The following is a 23,557-nucleotide window of genomic DNA, read 5'->3' on the forward strand; positions in this document are numbered from 1 at the left end:
TTGAGTGAATCAGATGAAGTTGATTTCTTTGAGGTAGTCGCAGCCGCGACGCAGCAGCGCCGGGGATTTTTCCGGGTAATGCGCGCCCATCTGCCGCACGCCCGCCTGAGCGTTGGCGTGGCCGATCATTGAGATGTCGCCGATGTCTTCCTCGAAGCCGTTGAGGTAGAAACCGAGCACGCCAAACAACGCGTTGTCGCTGTCGACCCGACCCAGTTGCTGCTGCCAGTCGGCGACGCTGACCATGGAAAACTCCCGACCTGCCTCACGGAATGACGCGACGTAGTTGTCCCAGCTCAGAGGCTCGGGGTTGTGCAGGTTGAACACCGCTTTTTCCGCTGAATAACGGCTGGCATGGAAGGCGATGAACCGGGCGAGAAAGTCCACCGGCATCAGGTCGAAATTCAGCGCGAACTCCGGCACCTGGCCGAGCTGGATCGAGCCTTTGAGCATCAGCATCAAGCGATTCTTGTGCGGCTGGCAGACACCGGTGAGGCTGTTGAAACTGATGTTGCCGGGACGATAAAGATTGACCCGTACGCCACGTTCGCGAGCCCGTTCGAGGATTCGCTCACCGACCCATTTGGACAGGTTGTAGCCGTTCTTGATGTAGATCGGCGGGGTCTGCGCGGCGGGCAATTCCAGCACCCGGCCATCGGCGGAAATCGTGCTGGAAGCCGAGAGCGTCGAGACGAAATTGAAGATCTTTTTGCTGCGCCCTTCGCACAACCGAAGGCACTCGAAAATCGGCTCGACGTTGTCCCGCGCCAGCGACTCGTAATCGAGTACGTGATTGACGTTCGCGGCGTTATGCACCAACGCGCCGAACTGCCGATCCAGTCGCTCGTAAACATCCGCTTCGAGCCCCAATGACGGACGCGTGATGTCCGCCGCGTAGACCCGCACCCGGCTCAGGTCCAGATGCTCCAGGCGGTTTTCTCGCAACGCATGGGCAAATCGCTCGGCCGCCGATTGCCCGCCGCCATCGCGCACCAGGCAGGCGACTTCGCTGGCGCCCCAGGCGAGCAATGCTTCGACGATGTGCACGCCGACAAAGCTGTTGGCGCCGGTCACGATCACCTTGTGCACATCGCCCATGCGGTTGACTGGCAACGGCTGGATATCCAGTTCGCGGAAGGCATCGGCCAAGGCCTTTTCGCTCAATACCTCTTCGGTGCCGGAACCGCGCACCAAGGTCGCCAACTTGGCGATGGTCGGCAATTCGATGAAGCGGTTAATCGAGATGCTGCGACCAAACTCTTCACGCAAACGTAAAAGCATGCGCGACAGCAGGATCGAGTGGCCGCCCAGGTTGAAGAAACTTTCATCGGTGGAAATATCGCTGGCCGGCAGCTCCAGCAGCTCAGCCCAGATCTCCAGCAGCAGCGCCTCGTCGGCACTGGCGGGCAAGCGCCGCAGTGTGTTTTCGGACACATTCACGGGCATTGCCAGCAGCGCCTTGCGGTCGACCTTGCCGTTGCTGGCGAACGGCATGCTCGGCAGTTCGGTCCACGCTGTGGGCTGCATGTAATCCGGCAGGAACTGCATCGCATGAGCCTTCAGGGTTTCGCGAGCGGTGCCGGGTTGATCCTCCTGAGGCTGCGCGAGGAAGGCCAGAATCCGTCGATGGCTGTCGATGACCACCGCCACCTGGCGGTACAACTGACTGTCACGCAGGCAGCGTTCGATCTCTTCCGGCTCAACGCGAAAGCCGCGAATCTTCACCTGATTGTCTCGTCGCCCGCACAGCTCGATGCCATCGCGGGTCCACTTCGCCATGTCGCCGGTGCGGTAGGCGCGCAGGCTCTGGCCATTGGGCAGGTTCAGGTTCAGATAACGTTCGGCGGTCTGCTGCGGGTTGTTCAGGTAGCCCAGGCACACACCCGGCCCGACGATGTACAACTCGCCGACGGTTTGCTCGGCCACCGGTTGAAAATCCTCGTCGAGAATCAGCACCTGACTGTTAGCGATAGGCGCGCCGAGGGTGCGATTGCTGTCGCCGGTACGCAGTTGCCGCGCGGTGATCAACACCGTCGCTTCGGTGGGGCCATAGAGGTTGTAGAGGTTGCCCTGACGGGTGAGCTGCTCGATGACGTAGGGTTCGCAGACATCGCCACCGGTCATCACGTGATCGAGGCATTGCAATTGATCCAGCGGCAGGATGCTCAACAACGCTGGCGGCAAAAAGGCGTGGCTCAGTTGTCGATGGCGGATCAGCTCGACCAGTTGCAACGGATCGCGGCGCTGATCGTCGCCGGGCACGATCAGTTCGGCGCCCTGGAGCAGGGTCGGGAAGATATCGATCAGTGACGAGTCGAAACTCAACGACGAAAACTGCAGCACCCGACTCTGTTCGGTCAGTTGCACATAGTCGGCGTACCACGCGGTGAAGTGCGCGAGATTGGCCTGGCTGAGCAGTACGCCTTTGGGATGGCCGGTGGTGCCCGAGGTGTAGAGCGCCATGCACGGCGCCTCTGGATCGGGTCGCTGGCGCATCAAGGGTTGATCGAGATCCACATCACCAATGTCAATGCGGCTGATGTCGAGCCCCGGCATTTGCGCCGCAAGCGGATGTTCACCGTCATGCAGCAGCAAGACGGCCCCGGCGTTTTCCAAAATGTACTGCTGACGTTGCAGAGGATGGCTCGGCTCCAGTGGCAGATACACCGCGCCACTGCCAAGAATCGCCAGAATTCCCGCATACAACGCGCTGCATTTTGGCAGGCAGATCCCGATCACCAACGGCCCCTGATGCTGCGCGAGCAACGGTTGCAAACGTTGCTGGATGGCGCGGCTGTGGGCGTGCAAATGCCGATAGCTCAGGGACGTGCCGGCAATGTTCAGCGCGGGTCGCTCGGCACACTGGATGAAGCGCTGCTCAAGGCGCTCGATCATCGGGATTTGACTGAGCGCCAGCAGCGCGGGCGCCGCCGTGAGGTTGAGCCGATGGAAAAACGCCAGGCTCTCGAGATAGAGCAGGTTTTCCACGTACTCGAAGTGAACGGGAGCAGCAGGACCGGCCAGCAGAAAATAGTCGGCATCGCGAGAGAACCGGCTGACCAGCAGCGCCACGTGATCGACCAGTTCTGCCACTGCCCGCAGGCGCAATGCCTGGCCGTTGCCCGAAGGTTCGTCGCTGATCGGTACGCGAGTGAACAGTTTCGAACCGTAGTTACACAGCAAATCCAGCGGCGGCAGGTCAGAAACTCCAGGCTCACCGATACCCAGTTGCAGCGTCAGTCGCGGTGTATCACCAAAGTCTTGAATCGGCAGGCTGGCGTCGTCGATCAGCAAGTCAGCGCTAGCCAACGGCTGCTCGTCGACGGCTGTCAGGCGCACCAGAGAATGACCGTGTTGTTCAAGTTCCAGCGCCAGGTCGGTCAGGGCCTGGCTTTGTCCAATGAGCAGAATGTCGAGACGTCTCATGATGGGCTCCTCGTTAAACCAGGTAATCGCTGAGGGCGTCTTGCACGCACGGCGAATCGAGCAGCGAACTGCTGCGGAAAAACCGCACGATGTTGGCGACCAGCGGGTGATGGCGATTGATCGGGAAGGCCAGCCCCGACACTTCGCTCTTGAGGGCGTGGCGTGCGGCGTCGCTGATCTGCAAGGACTCGATCAGGCGAAAGTCGAACGACTTCTGGATGTCGTTGGTCAGGTAATGGCCGATGAACACCGGCAGGATTTGCGCGATGCATTGGCGGTCGTCCTCGCTCGCGGTGTGCCAGTAGATGCGCACCAGCCGCGCCCAGAACCCGGAGTGGCGACCTTCGTCGAGCAAGTGGTCGGCCATCAGGCCCTTGATCGACTGCTTGACCGTGTCGTCCTTGGCGAACGCCGCGACATCACCGGTCACGGTGTTCTCGGCGATGGCCACGCAGATCAATTCCACGGCGCTGCGCAGGTGTTCCGGCGCGAGCGCCACGGCCGCTGGAATGGCTCGGCTGAGTTCGATTTCGTCCGGCAGTTCGATGGGCGTGATGCCGGTCATGGCGACGGTCTGTTGCATGAAATCCATGGCCACCAGCGCGTGGTAATCCTCGTCCACCACCACGGTCATGGCGTCGTAGCGGCAGGCGAACGGGAAGGCCACGGCGAAGCGATTCTTGGCGATGCTGCGGGCCGTCTTGTCGACGATTTCGGTTTCGAAAATCACCACGTCGTTGATGAATTTGTAGAGCGTCTGCACCAGCGCAAAGTCGCGCTGTTCCGGGCATTCACGCAGGAAGGTTTCGCTCAGCACCAACGGTTGGCGGCTCAACGGGTAGATCAGTTTGTCGTCGTTCTCAAGCATTCGCCGGGGACGGGTACGGATGGTCGCGCGGCTTTCCCAGGCGTCGGCAAAAGATTGGTAGTCGGCGGCGTTCATGCGTTCACCTCGGCAACCGGTTCGCTCATGCTCAGGCGCAGGCCGTCCCACAACGCGATGCGGCTTTCCACGGCAGCGAGGGCGCTGGCGTAGACGTCTTCTTCGCGTTGCGCATCGCCATCGACCAGCCGGGCGAGGAGTTTTTCAGCGGCGGGGCCGTGGTCTTCGGAATCGACTTCGATGTGCCGTTCGAGGTAGTAACGAAAGGTCGGTGCCTGTTCGATGCCGATGCCCCAATCATCAAGAATTCGCTGGAACATCTGCGGGATGACGCTCTCGCGACCATGCAGAAATGCTGCCGCAACACTGTGCCCCGGCGCATGCAACGCGGTGTGCAACGTATTGCGCACGAACTGCGCTGCTGCCGGATCAACGTCCACGCTTTGCAGCGCCACGTCATAGCTCACGCCTTCTTTTTGCAGCGCGACGAAGCGTTCGACCACCGCCGTGCTGGCGCCGACTTCACGCATCGCATCCAGGTACAACTCGAAATGGCTGTAGTGACCCTGGGCTGGGCGATCATCAGACTCTTCACCCAGCACGATCTCGTTGATCAAGCGCGCCGCCTGTGGATCTCGCGGTGGTAGCCAGGGCAAACGAACGCAGGTCAGTTCCTGTTGCAGGCGTTTGGTCAGCGACATGAAATCCCATACCGCAAACACATGGGTTTCCATGAAACGTTGCAATACCGGCATCGAGTTGATTTCGGAAAAGATCGGATGAGCACTAAGTTCTGCTTTCTTCTGGGTGAGACGGTCTTTAGTCGATTTCATGGGCGAGCCTATAAATGAGTTGGATATAACCGTTGCGGTTTAATGAATAAGCGATCGTTAGTTAAAACTTTCTGCTGACGAGCGCAGGCCTCAAGCGAATTGATATGGGTAAGTTGCAATGCGTCGTTATGTGACGGTCTGGCGCCCGTATTCAAGGCGGCGGAGAAAAACTAATACATGAATAAAGTGCTGGGCAAGTTATTTTTATATTATTTGAAAGTTCAACTTTTTCGCGCGCGACAAGTTCCAATAAAACTTTTGATTTGAGTTTTATTTAGATGCAGTTACTCCTTCCGGCTTATATAAGTCAGAATTAAAGTAAAGAGTGAATGCCTCACTCGAAGTAACTTTCCAGTTGAATTTCTGAAGTGGTCAGAGGGGGTGGAAGTTGACTGGGATCAACGCAGGTTCTTCCTTTCCCGTGGCAAGACTCCTTCCGTAGGTTCTTGGTGCGGAGACTGCTCCGCTGATGCGGTGCGTCACCCGTTCATTATTTGTTGGCAGCCCAAGAGTGAGCGTAAATCACGACAGCCGCTATCATCGGCGCGTTATCGACGCGGAGTCGTTGTGGGTTTTGAGAGGGGTAAATCGAGGGCGGGGCTTTGGAGAGGGGCGCAGCGCAACGCGGCAAGCGAGAGTGAGCAGTTCAATCTGCTCGCTCAGGCTTGCCGGCGTGGTTTATCTGGAGATTTTCTTGTTCAGCGCTTCGGGGCTGTTGAGGTAGCGGGTGATGACCTCGACGCCCCGGTTGAGGTGTTGTTCGAGCAATTTCACCGCGCGCTCGACGTCCCGCTCTTCGACGGCCCGCAACAGCGCCCGGTGGTCTTCCTGGGAGATTTTGCCCAGGCCCATGGCTTCGAGGTTGAAGCGCAGGAAGCGCTCCTCTTCGTTCAATCCGTCTTCCACCAGCCTCAACAGCCGTTGGTTCGGCGCCTTGCAGTACAGCGCCATGTGGAAAAGCCGATTGAGCCGGCCGATTTCGGTGTAGTTGTTTTCGGTTTCCAGTTCGTCGATGTAGCGGGCGGCCTGTTCGAGATCCTCATCAACCAGTAACGGGATCGACAGGCGCAACGCTTCTGATTCCAGCAGGATGCGCAGCGCATAGGTTTCCACGGCATCGCCCTGGACCAGCGGTGCAACCACTGCACCTTTGTGCGCGATGACATTGAGCAGCGCCTGGGCTTCGAGCTGGCGCAAGGCTTCGCGCACCGGCATGCGGCTGACACCGAAAAGATCGGCCAAATCTTGCTGACGCAGGGCGGTGCCGCAGGGAATGCGACCGTCGAGAATGGCTGAACGCAGGGTCTCTTCGATCACCGAGCGTGCCAGGTGAGCGGGAATCGGCCCGTTGACCTTGATGCTGTTCAGAGGATTGGGCTTCTGTGTCACAACTACGCACCCTGTTTGACTGAGTTAAATTTGGATCCAAGGGGACACTAGTGACTGCCTGACAGGTTGTCAAACGGACAAAAGATCGCCCTGACGTGGCCGCGATGTTTTTTATTGCGCCTGCCATACAAAGTTTAGCGCGCTGGCGGTGATCTCACCGTGCCATTGTTTTTTACCGGACTAACCTGCACCATCGAGCGATTTCCACCTGCCTGATCTGGATACCTCGCATTGGCGGTATGTTTCGCGATCCCTCGGACGTTGCGCTGGCTGTGCTGCGCGTTGCTGCTGGCCGGCGTTATGCTGGGCGGGCTGCATGCCGATTGGGATTTTTCGCTGATCAGCCGTCGTGCGCAGGCATTGTACGGGCCATTGGGCGAAGGACAGCCACGCATTGATGCCTGGCAGCACTTATTGGTCACGCAAAAGCAAGTCGGCGAGCTGGAACAGCTTAAAGTGGTCAACCAGTTCTTCAACAAACAGATGCGTTACGAGGAAGACATCGATCTGTGGCACGAGGTCGATTATTGGGAAACACCCATCGAGGCCCTTTGGAAGGGCGCCGGCGATTGCGAAGATTATGCGATCGCCAAGTATTTCAGCCTGCGTCGTCTCGGCGTCGCCAGTGACAAGCTACGCATCACTTACGTCAAGGCCTTGCGCCAGAATCGGGCGCACATGGTGTTGACCTACTACTCAAGCCCCGAGGCCATGCCGTTGGTACTCGACAGCCTGATCGATGCGATCAAGCCAGCCAGCCAGCGAACCGATTTGCTGCCGGTCTACTCTTTCAATGCCGAAGGGTTGTGGTTGCCGGGCGCCAAGGGCAACAAGAAAGTCGGTGACACCAAACGCCTGTCGCGTTGGCAGGATGTGTTGAAGAAAATGCAGGCCGAAGGTTTCCCGGTCGAGACGACTAATTAGGAGCACGCGCTCAGATGTCTTTGTTCAAACAACTGTTGATCGCTATCTGTCTGTTCCTGGTGATCGCCTTCACCGGTAGCTTCGTGGTCAGCCTGGAAAGTTCGCGCACCCAATACGTCAATCAGTTACGCTCCCACGCTCAGGACGCCGCGACGGCATTGGCGCTGTCCCTGACGCCAAGCATCGACGATCCGGCGATGGTCGAGTTGCTGGTCAGTTCGATCTTCGACAGTGGTTATTACGCAAGCATCCGCGTGGTCGACCTCAAGACCGATCAGGCCATCGTTGAGCGCAGCGGCATTCCCGCGGTGAACAACGTGCCGGACTGGTTCGTCAAAATGATCGGGCTGGAAGCGGCCGGTGGTGATGCTCTCGTCAGCCGTGGCTGGGAGCAGGCGGCGCGGGTCGAGGTGGTCAGCCACCCGATGTTTGCGTTGGCCAAACTCTGGCAGAGCGCGCTGGGCAGTCTTGGCTGGCTGCTGATCTGCGGTGCGGTGAGCGCGGTGCTCGGCGCGCTGTTGTTGCGTCGGCAACTGAAGCCGCTGGATTACATGGTCAAGCAATCCCACGCCATCGCTCGCCGCGAATTCCTCAGCTTGCCGCAACTGCCGCGCACGCCGGAACTGCGGCGTGTCGTGCAGGCCATGAACCAGATGGTCGAGAAGCTTAAAGCGCTGTTCCAGGAACAGGCCGAGCGCAGTGAAAAGCTGCGAGCCGAGTCCTATCAGGACAACCTGACGGGGTTGGCCAATCGTCGTTATTTCGAGATGCAATTGAACGCCCGAGTGAGCAACCCGGAGCAGGCGAGTTCCGGTTATTTGCTGCTGTTACGGGTCAGGGACCTGGCCGGGTTGAACCAGCGGTTGGGCGGTCAACGTACTGACCAGTTGTTGAAAGCGGTTGGCGAGCAGTTGTCCCGAGAGTGTGCCAAATACCCGGAAACCCTGAACCTCGTAACGCGGATTCGTGGCGGTGAGTTCGCCGTGCTGGCGCCGGGGCTGGTACGCGAAGAAGCGCTGCAACTGGCGCAGAGCCTCGACAGTGCCTTGGCGAGCCTGCACGCGACGGGCGCCACCGATGTGCCCTCGGTGGCCTCGATCGGGCTGGCGCCGTTTGTGTATGGCGACTCCCCGCAAGCGGTGCTCGGGTTGGGCGATCAGGCATTGGCTCAGGCGGAAGGCCAGGGCGATTCGAGTTGGGCCTGCCTGGATCACAGCGCATCGGCCAGCGTCGGCGACGACCATCATGCCTGGCACAACTTACTGGAACAGGCGTTGAATCAGCGGCGTTTCGAGCTGTATTTCCAGCCGGTAGTGGCCGCCCAGGACACGCAGTTGGTGCTGCATTACAAGGTGCTGTCGCGTTTGATCGACGATGAGGGCCAGACCATTCCCGCCGGGCGCTTCCTGCCGTGGCTCGAGCGCTTTGGCTGGACCGCGCGCCTGGACCGGCTGATGTTGGAGCGGGTGCTTGAACAGATGGCTGGGCATGAGGAGTCGCTGGCGCTGAACCTGTCTTCAGCCACGCTGGCCGATCCGCAGGCATTGAATAAAGTCTTCGAAATCCTGCGTCAGCATTCGGAGCTCGGGGAACGCTTGACCCTGGAAATCGGCGAAGAGCAGTTACCGGAACAAGCCATGCTCGAAGAGCTGACGCGACGCCTGCGCGAACTCGGGTTCTCCCTGAGCCTGCAACGCTTTGGCGGGCGTTTCAGCATGATCGGCAACCTGGCGCGGCTTGGGTTGGCGTATCTGAAGATCGACGGCAGTTATATCCGCGCGATTGATCAGGAGAGCGACAAGCGCCTGTTCATCGAGGCGATTCAGCGGGCGGCGCACAGCATCGATTTGCCGTTGATTGCCGAGCGGGTCGAGACGGAAGGGGAGTTGATGGTGATTCGCGAGATGGGGTTGTATGGGGTTCAGGGGCAATTGTTTGGTGAGCCGAAGCCTTGGCAGTAACCCACTGATCGTTCCCACGCTCTGCGTGGGAATGCAGCCCGTGACGCTCTGCGTCACATCAGTGTCAGACACAACGCCAGCGGTGAGGCTGGAACGCGGAGCGTCCCGAGAGGCATTCCCACGCAGAGCGTGGGAACGATCGGCGTCCAGAGTTAGATCAACCCCGTCTCATCATCATCGATCAATTGACTCAACCCGCCCAACGCCTCACGGGCCTGGGTCCGGTCCATCAGCTTGGCTTGTGCGGCCGGCGGCAGGTCGGTGACGCGGATCACGCCTTTGCTGGTCAACACCTGGATCAAGTCGTCGAGTACCCGGATCATGTCCAGGTCGCTCTGCTTGAGCTGCTTGAGGCTGGTTTCAACCACTTCGTGGGCATACCAGGCCTGGATTTCATGGTGGTCGGCGGGCAGTGTTTCCGTGGCCTCGGCGTAGGCTTCGGCTTCCACGCGCACTAACTGACCTTGGGCATCGCGTTGCACGTAGAACATTGAACATCCCTCGGAAATGGACCCGCATCATGCTGTCAGCAGCATAGGCCAACTGGACGCGAGTATGCGGTGCGGCGACGAAATCGTCACCGGGGGTTGGGCGCAAAAATAACGGCCACCCCATAAGGGTGGCCGTTTTTCGTTGGATCAGCTGTTGCTGTGATCGATTTTGATGGTCGGGTCGCTACCGGCAATCAACGAGTTGATGCTGGCGCTGGACCAGTTGTTGCCTTCCAGTTTGATCGTCACATCGGGTTGCGCCGCTGCGGCGTCAGCGCCGTTGAACTTGCCGGCGGAGCTGACTTGCAGGGACGAAACGCCATCCACGGTGGTGATCTTCAGGAAGTTGTCGATGGTGCTGCCGCTCTCGTTCTGCAACAGATCACGCAGGTCGATGCGATCACCTTCACTGGCCTTGAAGTCCTTGATCACGTCAGTGCCGGTGTCGCCCGCTTTCCAGACGAAGGTGTCGGCGCCCGAGCCGCCGATCAGGATATCGTTGCCCTGACCGCCCATCAGCGAGTCGTTGCCGCTGCCACCAAGCAGGATGTCATTGCCCTTGCCGGCGTCAAGGAGGTCGTTGCCACCCTGGCCGAAGAGAATGTCATTGCCGGTACCGCCCAGCAGCGAGTCATTGCCGTCATGCGCCCCGGACACATCGAACGCGGTGTAGTGCTCGGTGATGAACTGATGCACGTTGCTGGTCGTGACTTTGCTGACGTCCACGCCGGTTTGCTGGGCAACGAACGCCTGCATTGCCTGATAACCCTCACCGGCGACACCGTTGAAGCTCACCAGATCGCCGAACAGGATGTCGTTGCCGTCACCGCCATTGACCGTGTCGGAACCTGGTTGCGTCGCTTCGGTGTGACCGATGATCGAGTTGGCCAAGTTACTCGGATCAATGTTGGTTTGCGGCGTATCGTCCGAGTCGTATGGTCTCAGGTCGGTAAGGGTGACGCCCTTGTTCAGACCAATGGCTTCAACGTTGGACACATTGCTCAGCAGCGCAAAACTGGAAGTGGAGTTATCGACAATCGTCTGATCACTGCCGCTGCCCGTCGTGTAGGACAACTCGTAAGTACCATCGCCCTGCGCGTGAACGGTACCCACGTCACTGGCTTTCCAGTTCTTGGAGCCGTTTAAGGTGTACAGCGTCGCATTCCCGTCCCTGTCGATGGTCAGTTTGTGAGTACTGTCGATTGTCGTGGAGAAGGTGTCTCCCGGCTTGTAATTGCTGGTTTTCACCACGTCATCGAGCTTCACGTTGCCGTACAGCGTCGGGTTGGTCTGTTCGCCACTCTGGTAGTAGTTCGGCTGGCCGTCGGTGATGAAGTACGTGAGGTTCTTCGCCCCGATGTTGGCCACGGCGTCAGCGCTCTGGAACCAATTGGCCGTGGTTTTGAATACATCTTCGTAGTTGGTCACACCGCCGGACGACATCGAGTCCAGTACCGATTTGAGCTCGGTCAGGGCGTTCGGATCGTTCAGGTTGACCGATACCGACTTGTTGACCTGGGTATCGAAGTCCACCAGGAAGATATTCACCGTCCCCGAGTTGCCGCCCATGCTCTGCTTGAGCGTGTTGAACACCGACGTCAGTGAGTCCTTCGCAGCCTTGACCGAGGCGTCGCTCATGCTGCCCGAGCTGTCGACCATGAACGCGATGTTGTAATTGGTGCCCGGCACCACGGTCAGCCCGCCGATGTCGGCGATCATGATGTCGTTGCCGCCAGTGCCGGTTACGGTGTCATCAGCCGCCGTGGCGGTGATGGCGTTGTAGACCGCCGGATTGATCGTGATCGGAATCTGTGTCGAATTGCTGGCCGAGTCACCCTGGCTTTCGGTCGAGACTGCCGTAACGGTCAGCGTGTTGGTACCGGTGGCGTAGGGTGCCGGGGTGTAGCTCAACTTGCTCACATCCCAGCCGCTGAGGTTGACGACAGCGTTACCGGTCGTGCCGGTGAAGGTGTGCGTGCCATCGGTCAGGGTTGCACCTGCCGGGATGCCGCCGATGGTGGTGATGGTCTGGGTTTCAGAACCATCAGTGTCCGGCGACGTGACCTTCAAGCCCAACGCAACGCTGCCGTTCTCGGCCACCTGAGTAGTGGTGGCGGTCACGATCGGTGCATCTGCGACCGCGGTCACATTGATATCCAGGGTGGTGCTCGAACCGGTGCTGGTGGTGTAGGTCACAGTCGGAACGTTGCCGCTCCAATTGCTGGCCGGGGTGAAGGTGTAAGCCCCGTTCGCCGCCAGCACCAAGGTGCCGATGTTGGCGATGATCGCTGTGGCGCCTGCGGTGTACTCGGTGCCACCCACCGTGAACTTGGCCACGCTCAGGACGTTATCCACATCGCGGTCATTAGTCAGTACGTTACCGGTAGCGATCTTGTCCTCGAGGACGGTGTTGATGTCAGTCGTCAGCACACTCGGGTCATCGACCGGGGTGACGCTGATATTCAGGCTCGAGGTGTCGTTGGTGCCCGAACCGTCGGTGACGGTGTAGCTGACCGTCGGGACCGTGCCGTTGTAGTTGGCGACCGGGGTGAAGGTGTAAGCACCGTTCGCCCCGATGACCAGGGTGCCGACGTTGGCGATGGTCGCTGTGCTGCCTGCTGTGTAAGTGGTCGCACCGACGGTGAAGTTGAGCACGCTGACCGGGCCATCGACGCTGCTGGTATCAGTAAGGACGCTACCGGTAATGGCGGTGTCTTCCGGGGTGGAAACCGATTCGTTGGCGTCGATGAAGCTGTCATCGACCGGAGTGACGCTGATGTTCAGGGTCGAGGTGACGTCAGACCCGGAACCGTCGGTGACGGTATAGCTGACCGCCGGCACCGTGCCGTTGTAGTTGGTTGCCGGGGTGAAGGTGTAGTCGCCATTGGCGGCAAGCACCAAGGTGCCGACATTGGCGAGGGTCGCGGTGCTGCCAGCGGCGTAAGTGGTCGCACCGACGGTGAAGTTGACCACGCTGACGTCGCCGTCAACGCTGCTGGTGCCGGTGAGGACGCTGCCGGTAACGGCGGTGTCTTCCGGGGTGGAGATGGTTTCGCTGATGTCGGTGAAGCTGTCGTCGACCGGGGTGACGCTGATGTTCAAGGTCGAGGTGACATTGCTGCCGGAGCCGTCGGTGACGGTATAGCTGACGGTCGGCACCGTGCCGTTGTAGTTGGGGGCCGGAGTGAAGGTGTAGGCGCCGTTCGTTCCGATCACCAGGGTGCCGACGTTCGCGACGGTCGCGGTGCTACCGGCGGCGTACTGGGTACCGCCGACCGTGAAGTTGAGCACACTGACCGGGCCATCAACACTCGACGTCCCATTAAGAACGCTGCCGCTGACCGGGGCATCTTCGCTGGTGGTCACGGTTTCGCTGATGTCGGTGAAGCTGTCATCGACCGGGGTGACGTTGATGTTCAAGGTCGAGGTGACATTGCTGCCGGAACCGTCGGTGACGGTATAGCTGACGGTCGGCACCGTGCCGTTGTAGTTGGGGGCCGGAGTGAAGGTGTAGGCGCCGTTCGTTCCGATCACCAGGGTGCCGACGTTGGCGACGGTCGCGGTGCTGCCAGCGGCGTAGGTGGTTTCGCCGATGGTGAAGTTGAGCACACTGACCGGGCCATCAACACTCGACGTCCCATTAAGAACGCTGCCGCTGACCGAGGCGTCTTCGCTGGTGGTCACGGTTTCGCTGATGTCGGTGAAGCTGTCATCGACCGGGGTGACGCTGATGTTGAGGGTCGAGCTGACATTGCTGCCGGAACCGTCGGTGACGGTATAGCTGACCGCCGGCACCGTGCCGTTGTAGTTGGTTGCCGGGGTGAAGGTGTAGTCGCCATTGGCGGCAAGCACCAAGGTGCCGACATTGGCGAGGGTCGCGGTGCTGCCAGCGGCGTAAGTGGTCGCACCGACGGTGAAGTTGACCACGCTGACGTCGCCGTCAACGCTGCTGGTGCCGGTGAGGACGCTGCCGGTAACGGCAGTGTCTTCCGGGGTGGAGATGGTTTCGCTGATGTCGGTGAAGCTGTCGTCGACCGGGGTAATGCTGATGTTGAGGGTCGAGGTGACGTTGCTGCCGGAACCGTCGGTGACGGTATAGCTGACCGCCGGCACCGTGCCGTTGTAGTTGGTTGCCGGGGTGAAGGTGTAGTCGCCGTTGGCGGCAAGCACCAGGGTACCGACGTTGACGATGGTCGCGGTGCTGCCGGCCGCGTAAGTGGTCGCACCGATGGTGAAGTTAACCACGCTGACGTCGCCGTCAACGCTGCTGGTGCCGGTAAGCACGCTGCCGGTCACCGGGGCGTCTTCGGAGGTGGTCACGGTTTCGCTGATGTCGGTGAAGCTGTCATCGACCGGGGTGACGCTGATGTTGAGGGTCGAGCTGACATTGCTGCCGGAACCGTCGGTGACGGTATAGCTGACCGCCGGCACCGTGCCGTTGTAGTTGGTTGCCGGGGTGAAGGTGTAGTCGCCATTGGCGGCAAGCACCAAGGTGCCGACATTGGCGAGGGTCGCGGTGCTGCCGGCGGCGTAAGTGGTCGCACCGACGGTGAAGCTGACCACGCTGACGTCGCCGTCAACGCTGCTGGTGCCGGTGAGGACGCTGCCGGTAACGGCGGTGTCTTCCGGGGTGGAGATGGTTTCGCTGATGTCGGTGAAGCTGTCGTCGACCGGGGTGACGCTGATGTTCAAGGTCGAGGTGACATTGCTGCCGGAGCCGTCGGTGACGGTGTAGCTGACGGTCGGCACCGTGCCGTTGTAGTTGGGGGCCGGAGTGAAGGTGTAGGCGCCGTTCGTTCCGATCACCAGGGTGCCGACGTTCGCGACGGTCGCGGTGCTGCCGGCGGCGTACTGGGTACCGCCGACCGTGAAGTTGAGCACACTGACCGGGCCATCAACACTCGACGTCCCATTAAGAACGCTGCCGCTGACCGAGGCATCTTCGCTGGTGGTCACGGTTTCGCTGATGTCGGTGAAGCTGTCATCGACCGGGGTGACGCTGATGTTGAGGGTCGAGGTGACGTTGCTGCCGGAACCGTCGGTGACGGTGTAGCTGACCGCCGGCACGCTGCCGTTGTAGTCGGTTGCCGGGGTGAAGGTGTAGTCGCCATTGGCGGCAAGCACCAAGGTGCCGACGTTGGCGATGGTCGCGGTGCTACCGGCGGCGTACTGGGTACCGCCAACCGTGAAGTTGAGCACACTGACCGGGCCATCAACGCTCGACGTCCCGTTAAGAACGCTGCCGCTGACCGGGGCATCTTCGCCCGTGGTCACGGTTTCGCTGATGTCGGTGAAGTTGTCGTTGACCGGCGTGACGCTGATGTTCAGGGTCGAGGTAACGTTGTTGCCGGAGCCGTCGGTGACGGTGTAGCTGACGCTCGGCACGCTGCCGTTGTAATTGGCAGTCGGAGTGAAGGTATAAGCTCCGCTCGCCCCGATCACCAGGGTGCCGACATTGGCGATAGTCGCTGTACTTCCAGCCGTGTAAGTGGTCGCCCCAACGGTGAAGTTGATCACGCTGACCGGGCCGTCGACGCTCGAAGTGCCCGACAGCACGCTGCCGGTGGCCACGGAGTCTTCGTTGACGGTGACGATTTCACTGACATCGGAGAAGTTGTCATTAACCGGCGTAACGCTGATGTTCAGGGTACTGCTCGAGCCGGTGCTGGTGGTGTATGTCACCTGTGGAACGTTGCCGTTCCAGTCGGCAGCCGGCTTGAAGGTGTAGTCGCCGTTGCTGGCGATGATCAGCGTTCCGACACCGTTAATGGTCGCGGTCTGGCCCGCCGTGAAGTTGCCGTTGACCCCGGTCACGTTGAAGCTGGTGACGCTCAGGACGTTATCGACATCGCTGTCGTTGCCCAGCACGTTACCGGTCGCGTTGTGGTCTTCGTCGACCGTGATCTTGTCCGCCTGCAGCACGCTTGCGTCATCGACGGCACCGACGTGCACCACCAACGGCAGCGACGTGCTGGCGCTTGGGGCATCGCCGTCTTTGGCGGTGGCCGTGACAGTCAGGGGGATGTCGCCATTGAAGTTCGTCGGCGGTGTCAGCTTGAGCGTGGACAGGTTCCAGCCAGTAATGTCCACCGACGTCGAGCCGTCGGCAGCATTGAAGGTGTGGGTGCCGTCGGTGAGTCTGGAACCCGCCGGCAAGCCGTTCAGGGTGAGAGTGAGTGTTTCCGAACCATCGACGTCGTTGGTGTGGGCCTGGATGGTCGACAACAGGATCGCTTGGTCTTCAAGGCCCGAGTTGAGCACCTGGGTGACATCGATGTTATCCAGCACGCCGCCCAGGCTGTTTCTGTCCCCGGCGCGGAACTCGAGTTTCTGGTTGCCATCGGCAGTGACCGGAATGTCGAAACTGTAGTGCTGCATGCCGGTGGTCGTGGTGTTCAAGGTGCCAATGAGTTGGTCGCCCCAGTACACATTGATGTGCGAATTCACCACACCTGCACGCGGTGCGTAGTCGAACGACACGTTATAGGTGCTGCCGGCCTTGGCATCGATAGTGGTGTAGAGGTTGCTCGCATCGCCGGCGTTGCGCTCCAGTTCAATGACCTGGTTATCGCCGCCGGCACCATAGACGCTGGCCTTGCCGATTTCGACCATGCCACCTCTGTTGTCAGTGTGCCAAACGCCGTTGCCGAGCTGGCTGACATTGACGTCGCCATGGCCGTTGTTCAGCGCGACTTCCTGGAAGTCGGTCGAGACGACCGTACCGCCACCCGTCAGTGACAGGCTTGGGGTATCGGTTATTGGAGCGACGACAATGGTGCCGGTTGCCGAAGACGCAGAGGGCATGCCCTGGTTATCGGTCGAGGTGTAGGTGAATTGGGTGGTGCCACTCCAGTCGCCGGTAGGCTTGAAGTAAACCGTTGCGCCGTTGGCGGTTGCGGAGATGACACTGCTGGTGGTCAACGCGATGGTCCCGGCAGCGTCAGCGTAAAACACACCATTGGCCGGCAGGCTGGTCAGGTTGAAGTGCCCGACAGTGCCGTCGATGTCATTGCCGCCAAGTTGCACGGCGATCAACTGATCTTCATTACCAGTGGCCGAGGAGGTGCTGACGGTCGGAGCGTCGTTGACCGGGTTGACCTTGATGTCCAGCGTGCTGATGGAATTGGTGTTGGTGATATAGCTGATCTGCGGAGCGGTGCCATTCCAGTTCGCCGTGGGGGTGAAACTGTAATCGCCGTTGGCGGCGATAGTCACAGTGCCGACGCCGGCGATAGTCGCGACTTGACCCGCGGTAAAGGAACCGGTGACGCCTTGTACGGTGAATGTCGCGACACTCAGTGCATTGTCGACATCGCTGTCATTGCCGAGCACGTTGCCAGTTGTAACGTGGTCTTCATCGACAGTGTTGGTATCCGCGGTCAGGACGCTTGGGTCATCGACCGGGGTGACGCTGATGTTCAGGGTCGAGGTGACATTGCTGCCGGAGCCGTCGGTGACGGTGTAGCTGACCGTTGGCACCGTGCCGTTGTAGTTGGTTGCCGGGGTAAAGGTGTAGGCACCGTTCGTGCCGATCACCAGGGTGCCGACGTTGGCGAGGGTCGCGGTGCTGCCGGCCTGGTACTGGGTACCGCCAACCGTGAAGTTGACCACGCTGACGTCGCCGTCAACGCTGCTGGTGCCGGTGAGGACGCTGCCGTTGACCGGGGCGTCTTCGCTGGTGGTCACGGTTTCGCTGATGTCGGTGAAGCTGTCGTCGACCGGGGTGACGTTGATGTTCAAGGTCGAGGTGACGTCAGAACCGGAGCCGTCAGTGACGGTGTAGCTGACCGTTGGCACTGTGCCGTTGTAGTTGGCCACCGGGGTGAAGGTGTAGGCGCCGTTGGCGGCGAGCACCAGGGTGCCGACATTGGCGATGGTCGCGGTGCTGCCGGCCTGGTACTGGGTACCGCCAACCGTGAAGTTGACCACGCTGACGTCGCCGTCAACGCTGCTGGTGCCGGTGAGGACGCTGCCGGTCACCGGGGCGTCTTCGGAGGTGGTCACGGTTTCGCTGATGTCGGTGAAGCTGTCGTCGACCGGGGTGACGTTGATGTTCAAGGTCGAGGTGACGTCAGAACCGGAGCCGTCAGTGACGGTGTAGCTGACCGTTGGCACTGTGCCGTTGTAGTTGGCCACCGGGGTGAAGGTGTAGGCACCGTTCGTGCCGAGCACCAGGGTGCCGACGTTGGCGATGGTCGCGGTGTCACCGGCCTGGTACTGGGTGCCGCCAACCGTGAAGTTGACCACGCTGACGTCGCCGTCAACGCTGCTGGTGCCGGTGAGGACGCTGCCGGTCACCGGGGCGTCTTCGGAGGTGGTCACGGTTTCGCTGATGTCGGTGAAGCTGTCGTCGACCGGGGTGACGTTGATGTTGAGGGTCGAGGTGACGTCAGAACCGGAGCCGTCAGTGACGGTGTAGCTGACTGTCGGTACCGTGCCGTTGTAGTTGGCCGCCGGGGTAAAGGTGTACGCCCCGTTAGCGCCGAGCACCAGGGTGCCGACGTTAGTGATGGTCGCGGTGTCACCGGCCTGGTACTGGGTACCGCCGACCGTGAAGTTGACCACACTGACGTCGCCGTCAACGCTGCTGGTGCCGGTGAGGACGCTGCCGGTCACCGGGGCGTCTTCGGAGGTGGTCACGGTTTCGCTGATGTCGGTGAAGCTGTCGTCGACCGGGGTGACGTTGATGTTGAGGGTCGAGGTGACGTCAGAACCGGAGCCGTCAGTGACGGTGTAGCTGACTGTCGGTACCGTGCCGTTGTAGTTGGCCGCCGGGGTAAAGGTGTACGCCCCGTTAGCGCCGAGCACCAGGGTGCCGACGTTAGTGATGGTCGCGGTGTCACCGGCCTGGTACTGGGTACCGCCGACCGTGAAGTTGACCACACTGACGTCGCCGTCAACGCTGCTGGTGCCGGTGAGGACGCTGCCGGTCACCGGGGCGTCTTCGGAGGTGGTCACGGTTTCGCTGATGTCGGTGAAGCTGTCGTCGACCGGGGTGACGTTGATGTTGAGGGTCGAGGTGACGTCAGAACCGGAGCCGTCAGTGACGGTGTAGCTCACCGTCGGCACTGTGCCGTTGTAGTTGGCGGCCGGGGTGAAGGTGTACGCCCCGTTGGCGCCGAGCACCAGGGTGCCGACATTGGCGATGGTCGCGGTGTCACCGGCCGCGTAAGTGGTCGCACCGATGGTGAAGTTAACCACGCTGACGTCGCCGTCAACGCTGCTGGTGCCGGTGAGCACGCTGCCGGTCACGGGGGCGTCTTCGCTGGTGGTCACGGTTTCGCTGATGTCGGTGAAGCTGTCATCGACCGGGGTGACGCTGATGTTCAGGGTCGAGGTGACGTCAGAACCGGAGCCGTCAGTGACGGTGTAGCTCACCGTAGGCACTGTGCCGTTGTAGTTGGCGGCCGGGGTGAAGGTGTAGGCGCCGTTGGCGGCGAGCACCAGGGTGCCGACATTGGCGATGGTGGCGGTGCTGCCGGCCGCGTAAGTGGTCGCACCGATGGTGAAGTTAACCACGCTGACGTCGCCGTCGACGCTGCTGGTGCCGGTGAGGACGCTGCCACTGACTGCAGCGTCTTCGCTGGTGGTCACGGTTTCGCTGATGTCGGTGAAGCTGTCATCGACCGGGGTGACGCTGATGTTCAGGGTCGAGGTGACGTCAGAACCGGAGCCGTCGGTGACGGTGTAGCTGACTGTTGGCACCGCACCGTTGTAGTTGGCGGCCGGGGTGAAGGTGTACGCCCCGTTGGCGCCGAGCACCAGGGTGCCGACGTTAGTGATGGTCGCGGTGTCACCGGCTTGGTACTGGGTACCGCCAACCGTGAAGTTGACCACGCTGACGTCGCCATCGACGCTGCTGGTACCGGTGAGCACACTGCCGCTGACCGGGGCGTCTTCGCTGGTGGTCACGGTTTCGCTGATGTCGGTGAAGCTGTCATCGACCGGGGTGACGCTGATGTTCAGGGTCGAGGTGACGTCAGAACCGGAGCCGTCGGTGACGGTGTAGCTGACTGTTGGCACCGCACCGTTGTAGTTGGCGGCCGGGGTGAAGGTGTACGCCCCGTTGGCGCCGAGCACCAGGGTGCCGACATTGGCGATGGTCGCGGTGCTGCCGGCTTGGTACTGGGTACCGCCAACCGTGAAGTTGACCACGCTGACGTCGCCGTCGACGCTGCTGGTGCCGGTGAGGACGCTGCCGGTCACCGGGGCGTCTTCGCTGGTGGTCACGGTTTCGCTGACGTCGGTGAAGCTGTCATCCACCGGGGTGACGTTGATGTTCAGGGTCGAGGTGACGTCAGAACCAGAGCCGTCGGTGACGGTGTAGCTGACTGTTGGCACTGTGCCGTTGTAGTTGGCCGCCGGGGTGAAGGTGTACGCCCCGTTGGCGGCAAGCACCAGGGTGCCAACGTTAGCAATAGTGGCGGTGTCACCGGCCTGGTACTGGGTACCGCCAACCGTGAAGTTGACCACGCTGACGTCGCCATCGACGCTGCTGGTACCGGTGAGCACGCTGCCGGTGACCGGGGCGTCTTCGGAAGTGGTCACGGTTTCGCTGATGTCGGTGAAGCTGTCGTCGACCGGGGTGACGTTGATGTTCAGGGTCGAGGTGACGTCAGAACCGGAGCCGTCAGTGACGGTGTAGCTCACCGTCGGCACTGTGCCGTTGTAGTTGGCGGCCGGGGTGAAGGTGTAGGCGCCGTTGGCGGCGAGCACCAGGGTGCCAACGTTGGCAATAGTGGCGGTGTCACCGGCCTGGTACTGGGTACCGCCAACCGTGAAGTTGACCACGCTGACGTCGCCATCGACGCTGCTGGTGCCGGTGAGGACGCTGCCGGTCACCGGGGCGTCTTCGCTGGTGGTCACGGTTTCGCTGATGTCGGTGAAGCTGTCATCGACCGGGGTGACGCTGATGTTGAGGGTCGACGTGACGTCAGTACCGGAGCCGTCGGTGACGGTGTAGCTGACCGTCGGCACCGTGCCGTTGTAGTTGGCCGCCGGAGTGAAGGTGTAGGCACCGTTCGTTCCGATCACTAGGGTGCCGACATTGGCGATGGTCGCGGTGCTGCCGGCTTGGTACTGGGTACCGCCAACCGTGAAGTTGACCACGCTGACGTCGCCGTCGACGCTGCTGGTGCCGGTGAGGACGCTGCCGGTCACCGGGGCGTCTTCGGAGGTGGTCACGGTTTCGCTGACGTCGGTGAAGCTGTCATCCACCGGGGTGACGTTGATGTTCAGGGTCGACGTGACGTCAGTACCGGAGCCGTCGGTGACGGTGTAGCTGACCGTCGGCACCGTGCCGTTGTAGTTGGCCGCCGGGGTGAAGGTGTAGGCGCCATTGGCGGCAAGCACCAGGGTGCCGACGTTGGCGATAGTCGCCGTGGCGCCTGCCGCGTAAGTGGTCGCACCGATGGTGAAGTTAACCACGCTGACGTCGCCGTCGACGCTGCTGGTGCCGGTGAGGACGCTGCCACTGACTGCAGCGTCTTCGCTGGTGGTCACGGTTTCGCTGATGTCGGTGAAGCTGTCATCGACCGGGGTGACGCTGATGTTCAGGGTCGAGGTGACGTCAGAACCGGAGCCGTCAGTGACGGTGTAGCTCACCGTCGGCACTGTGCCGTTGTAGTTGGCGGCCGGGGTGAAGGTGTACGCCCCGTTGGCGGCGAGCACCAGGGTGCCGACATTGGCGATGGTCGCGGTGCTGCCGGCCGCGTAAGTGGTCGCACCGATGGTGAAGTTAACCACGCTGACATCGCCGTCGACGCTGCTGGTGCCGGTGAGGACGCTGCCGGTTACCGGGGCGTCTTCGCTGGTGGTCACGGTTTCGCTGACGTCGGTGAAGCTGTCATCCACCGGGGTGACGTTGATGTTCAGGGTCGACGTGACGTCAGTACCGGAGCCGTCGGTGACGGTGTAGCTGACCGTCGGCACCGTGCCGTTGTAGTTGGCCGCCGGGGTGAAGGTGTAGGCGCCATTGGCGGCAAGCACCAGGGTGCCGACGTTGGCGATAGTCGCCGTGGCGCCTGCCGCGTAAGTGGTCGCACCGATGGTGAAGTTAACCACGCTGACGTCGCCGTCGACGCTGCTGGTGCCGGTGAGGACGCTGCCACTGACTGCAGCGTCTTCGCTGGTGGTCACGGTTTCGCTGATGTCGGTGAAGCTGTCATCGACCGGGGTGACGCTGATGTTGAGGGTCGAGGTGACATTGCTGCCCGAACCGTCGGTGACGGTGTAGCTCACCGTCGGCACGCTGCCGTTGTAGTTGGTCGCCGGGGTAAAGGTGTAGGCGCCGTTCGTTCCGATCACCAGGGTGCCAACGTTGGCGAGGGTCGCCGTGCTGCCGGCGGCGTAGGTGGTTTCGCCGATGGTGAAGTTGAGCACGCTGACCGGGCCATCAACGCTCGACGTCCCGTTAAGCACGCTGCCGGTCACCGGGGCATCCTCCAGGCCGGAGACCGTTTCGCTGGCATCGATGAAGCTGTCATCAACCGGGGTCACATCAATGTCCAAGGTCGACGAGACCCCAGAACCAGAGCCGTCAATGACGGTATAGCTGACCGTCGGCACCGTGCCGTTGTAGTTGGCCACCGGGGTAAAGGTGTAGGCGCCATCGGCCGCAATGACCAGGGTGCCAACGTTGGCAATGGAGGCGGTCTGGCCAGCTGTGAAAGTGCCATTGACGCCGGCGATGCTGAAGGTGGACACGCTCAGGACGTTGTCGATGTCGCTGTCGTTACTCAGCACATTACCGATCGCAGGGGTGTCTTCTGCGATGGTTTGGGTGTCTGCAGTCAAAACGCTCGGATCATCGACCGCTGTCACGGTGAGATCCAGCGTGCTGGTCAAGCCGGTGTTGGTGGTGTACGTGACTTGCGGCACGGCGCCGTTGTAGTTGGCGTCTGGAGTAAAGGTGTAGTTGCCATTGGTGCCGATGGTCAATGTGCCGACGCCGACGATGGTCGCCGTCTGGCCTGCGGTGAAACTGCCGGCCATGCCGGCGACGGTGAAGCTGGAGACGCTGAGAGGCGTATCGGCATCGCTATCGTTGGTCAGGACATTGCCGGTCGCGACGCTGTCTTCGGCCTGTGTGCCAGTATCAGCGGTCAGTACGCTCGGAACGTTGGTGGCCGTGGTGTTCTGATTGCCGATATCGAGCGTGGTGGCTGTGGCGGTGGAATCAGGGCCGTCGGTTGGGAAACCAATGGTCGGGTCGACCCGGCCAGCGGTTGCATCCAGCATCACGAAGCTGTGGCCGCCACCTGCTGCGCCGCCTGTGCCTGCAGCTGTCGGGCCGGCTGCGGTGGCTTCAAGATCGGTGGTCGGGTCGGCGCCGGCAACGATGGCTTGCTGCAGCTCTTCAACCGATGGCGCAGCTTGTGCAGTGGCTTGCGCAAGGTCAGCGCTGGAATCCGGCGCGCTGCCGCTCCACTGAGTGTCGCGGCCCAGGTCCAGGGTCCGGCCGTCAGCCAGCTCAAGCGTAACGGCGCCCGCTGCGCCGGTGTCTACCTGATCGCCGACAAACAACCGATCGCCTTCAACGAGTAAGCGGCGCACGCCCTCTGGGGACACCGCGAAAACCTGACCGACAATGCTTTTGACGATGGCCACAACACTGCTCATAAGACTCTCCGGGTGTCGCATTCAGTTGAC

At 61.1% G+C, this 23,557-nt stretch carries 8 protein-coding genes; 2 read left to right on the top strand and 6 right to left on the bottom strand.

All coding sequences use genetic code 11. The features are described from left to right. Positions 1-9 precede the first annotated feature (9 nt). The 4 genes from BLW70_RS05910 to BLW70_RS05925 all read right to left on the bottom strand — a co-directional run bounded on the left by BLW70_RS05910 (position 10) and on the right by BLW70_RS05925 (position 6,531). Positions 10-3,426: a non-ribosomal peptide synthetase gene (locus BLW70_RS05910; RefSeq protein WP_074872400.1), complete on the bottom strand. Its 3,417-nt coding sequence runs from the start codon at positions 3,424-3,426 to the stop codon at positions 10-12. 13 nt (positions 3,427-3,439) lie between these two features. Next, positions 3,440-4,369 (bottom strand): diiron oxygenase, encoded by a 930-nt coding sequence (locus BLW70_RS05915; RefSeq protein ID WP_074872402.1) that lies wholly within the window; start codon positions 4,367-4,369, stop codon positions 3,440-3,442. After that, positions 4,366-5,142, bottom strand: coding sequence for a DUF3050 domain-containing protein (locus BLW70_RS05920; protein ID WP_074872404.1), 777 nt, complete (start codon positions 5,140-5,142; stop codon positions 4,366-4,368). The genes BLW70_RS05915 and BLW70_RS05920 overlap by 4 nt, the downstream gene beginning before the upstream one ends. Before the next feature lie 678 nt (positions 5,143-5,820). After that, complete coding sequence (locus tag BLW70_RS05925) at positions 5,821-6,531, bottom strand: GntR family transcriptional regulator (RefSeq protein ID WP_074872406.1); 711 nt, start codon at positions 6,529-6,531, stop codon at positions 5,821-5,823. 231 nt (positions 6,532-6,762) lie between these two features. On the opposite strand from BLW70_RS05925, the gene lapG reads away from it, so the two are divergent. Next, positions 6,763-7,455, top strand: a complete 693-nt coding sequence (lapG, locus tag BLW70_RS05930) for a cysteine protease LapG (protein ID WP_074872408.1) — start codon at positions 6,763-6,765, stop codon at positions 7,453-7,455. A 14-nt stretch (positions 7,456-7,469) separates the two neighbouring features. Further along, complete coding sequence (gene lapD / locus BLW70_RS05935) at positions 7,470-9,416, top strand: cyclic di-GMP receptor LapD (RefSeq protein ID WP_074872411.1); 1,947 nt, start codon at positions 7,470-7,472, stop codon at positions 9,414-9,416. 152 nt (positions 9,417-9,568) lie between these two features. Here the strand turns inward: lapD and BLW70_RS05940 are convergent, their stop codons facing one another. Beyond that, positions 9,569-9,907, bottom strand: coding sequence for a tryptophan synthase subunit beta (locus tag BLW70_RS05940; RefSeq protein ID WP_074872413.1), 339 nt, complete (start codon positions 9,905-9,907; stop codon positions 9,569-9,571). A gap of 147 nt (positions 9,908-10,054) precedes the next feature. Beyond that, on the bottom strand, positions 10,055-23,527 hold the full coding sequence (locus tag BLW70_RS30040; RefSeq protein ID WP_074872415.1) for a retention module-containing protein: 13,473 nt from the start codon (positions 23,525-23,527) through the stop codon (positions 10,055-10,057). Positions 23,528-23,557 lie beyond the last annotated feature (30 nt).

It is taken from the genome of Pseudomonas frederiksbergensis (assembly GCF_900105495.1).
Classification (GTDB): Bacteria; Pseudomonadota; Gammaproteobacteria; order Pseudomonadales; family Pseudomonadaceae; genus Aquipseudomonas; species Aquipseudomonas frederiksbergensis.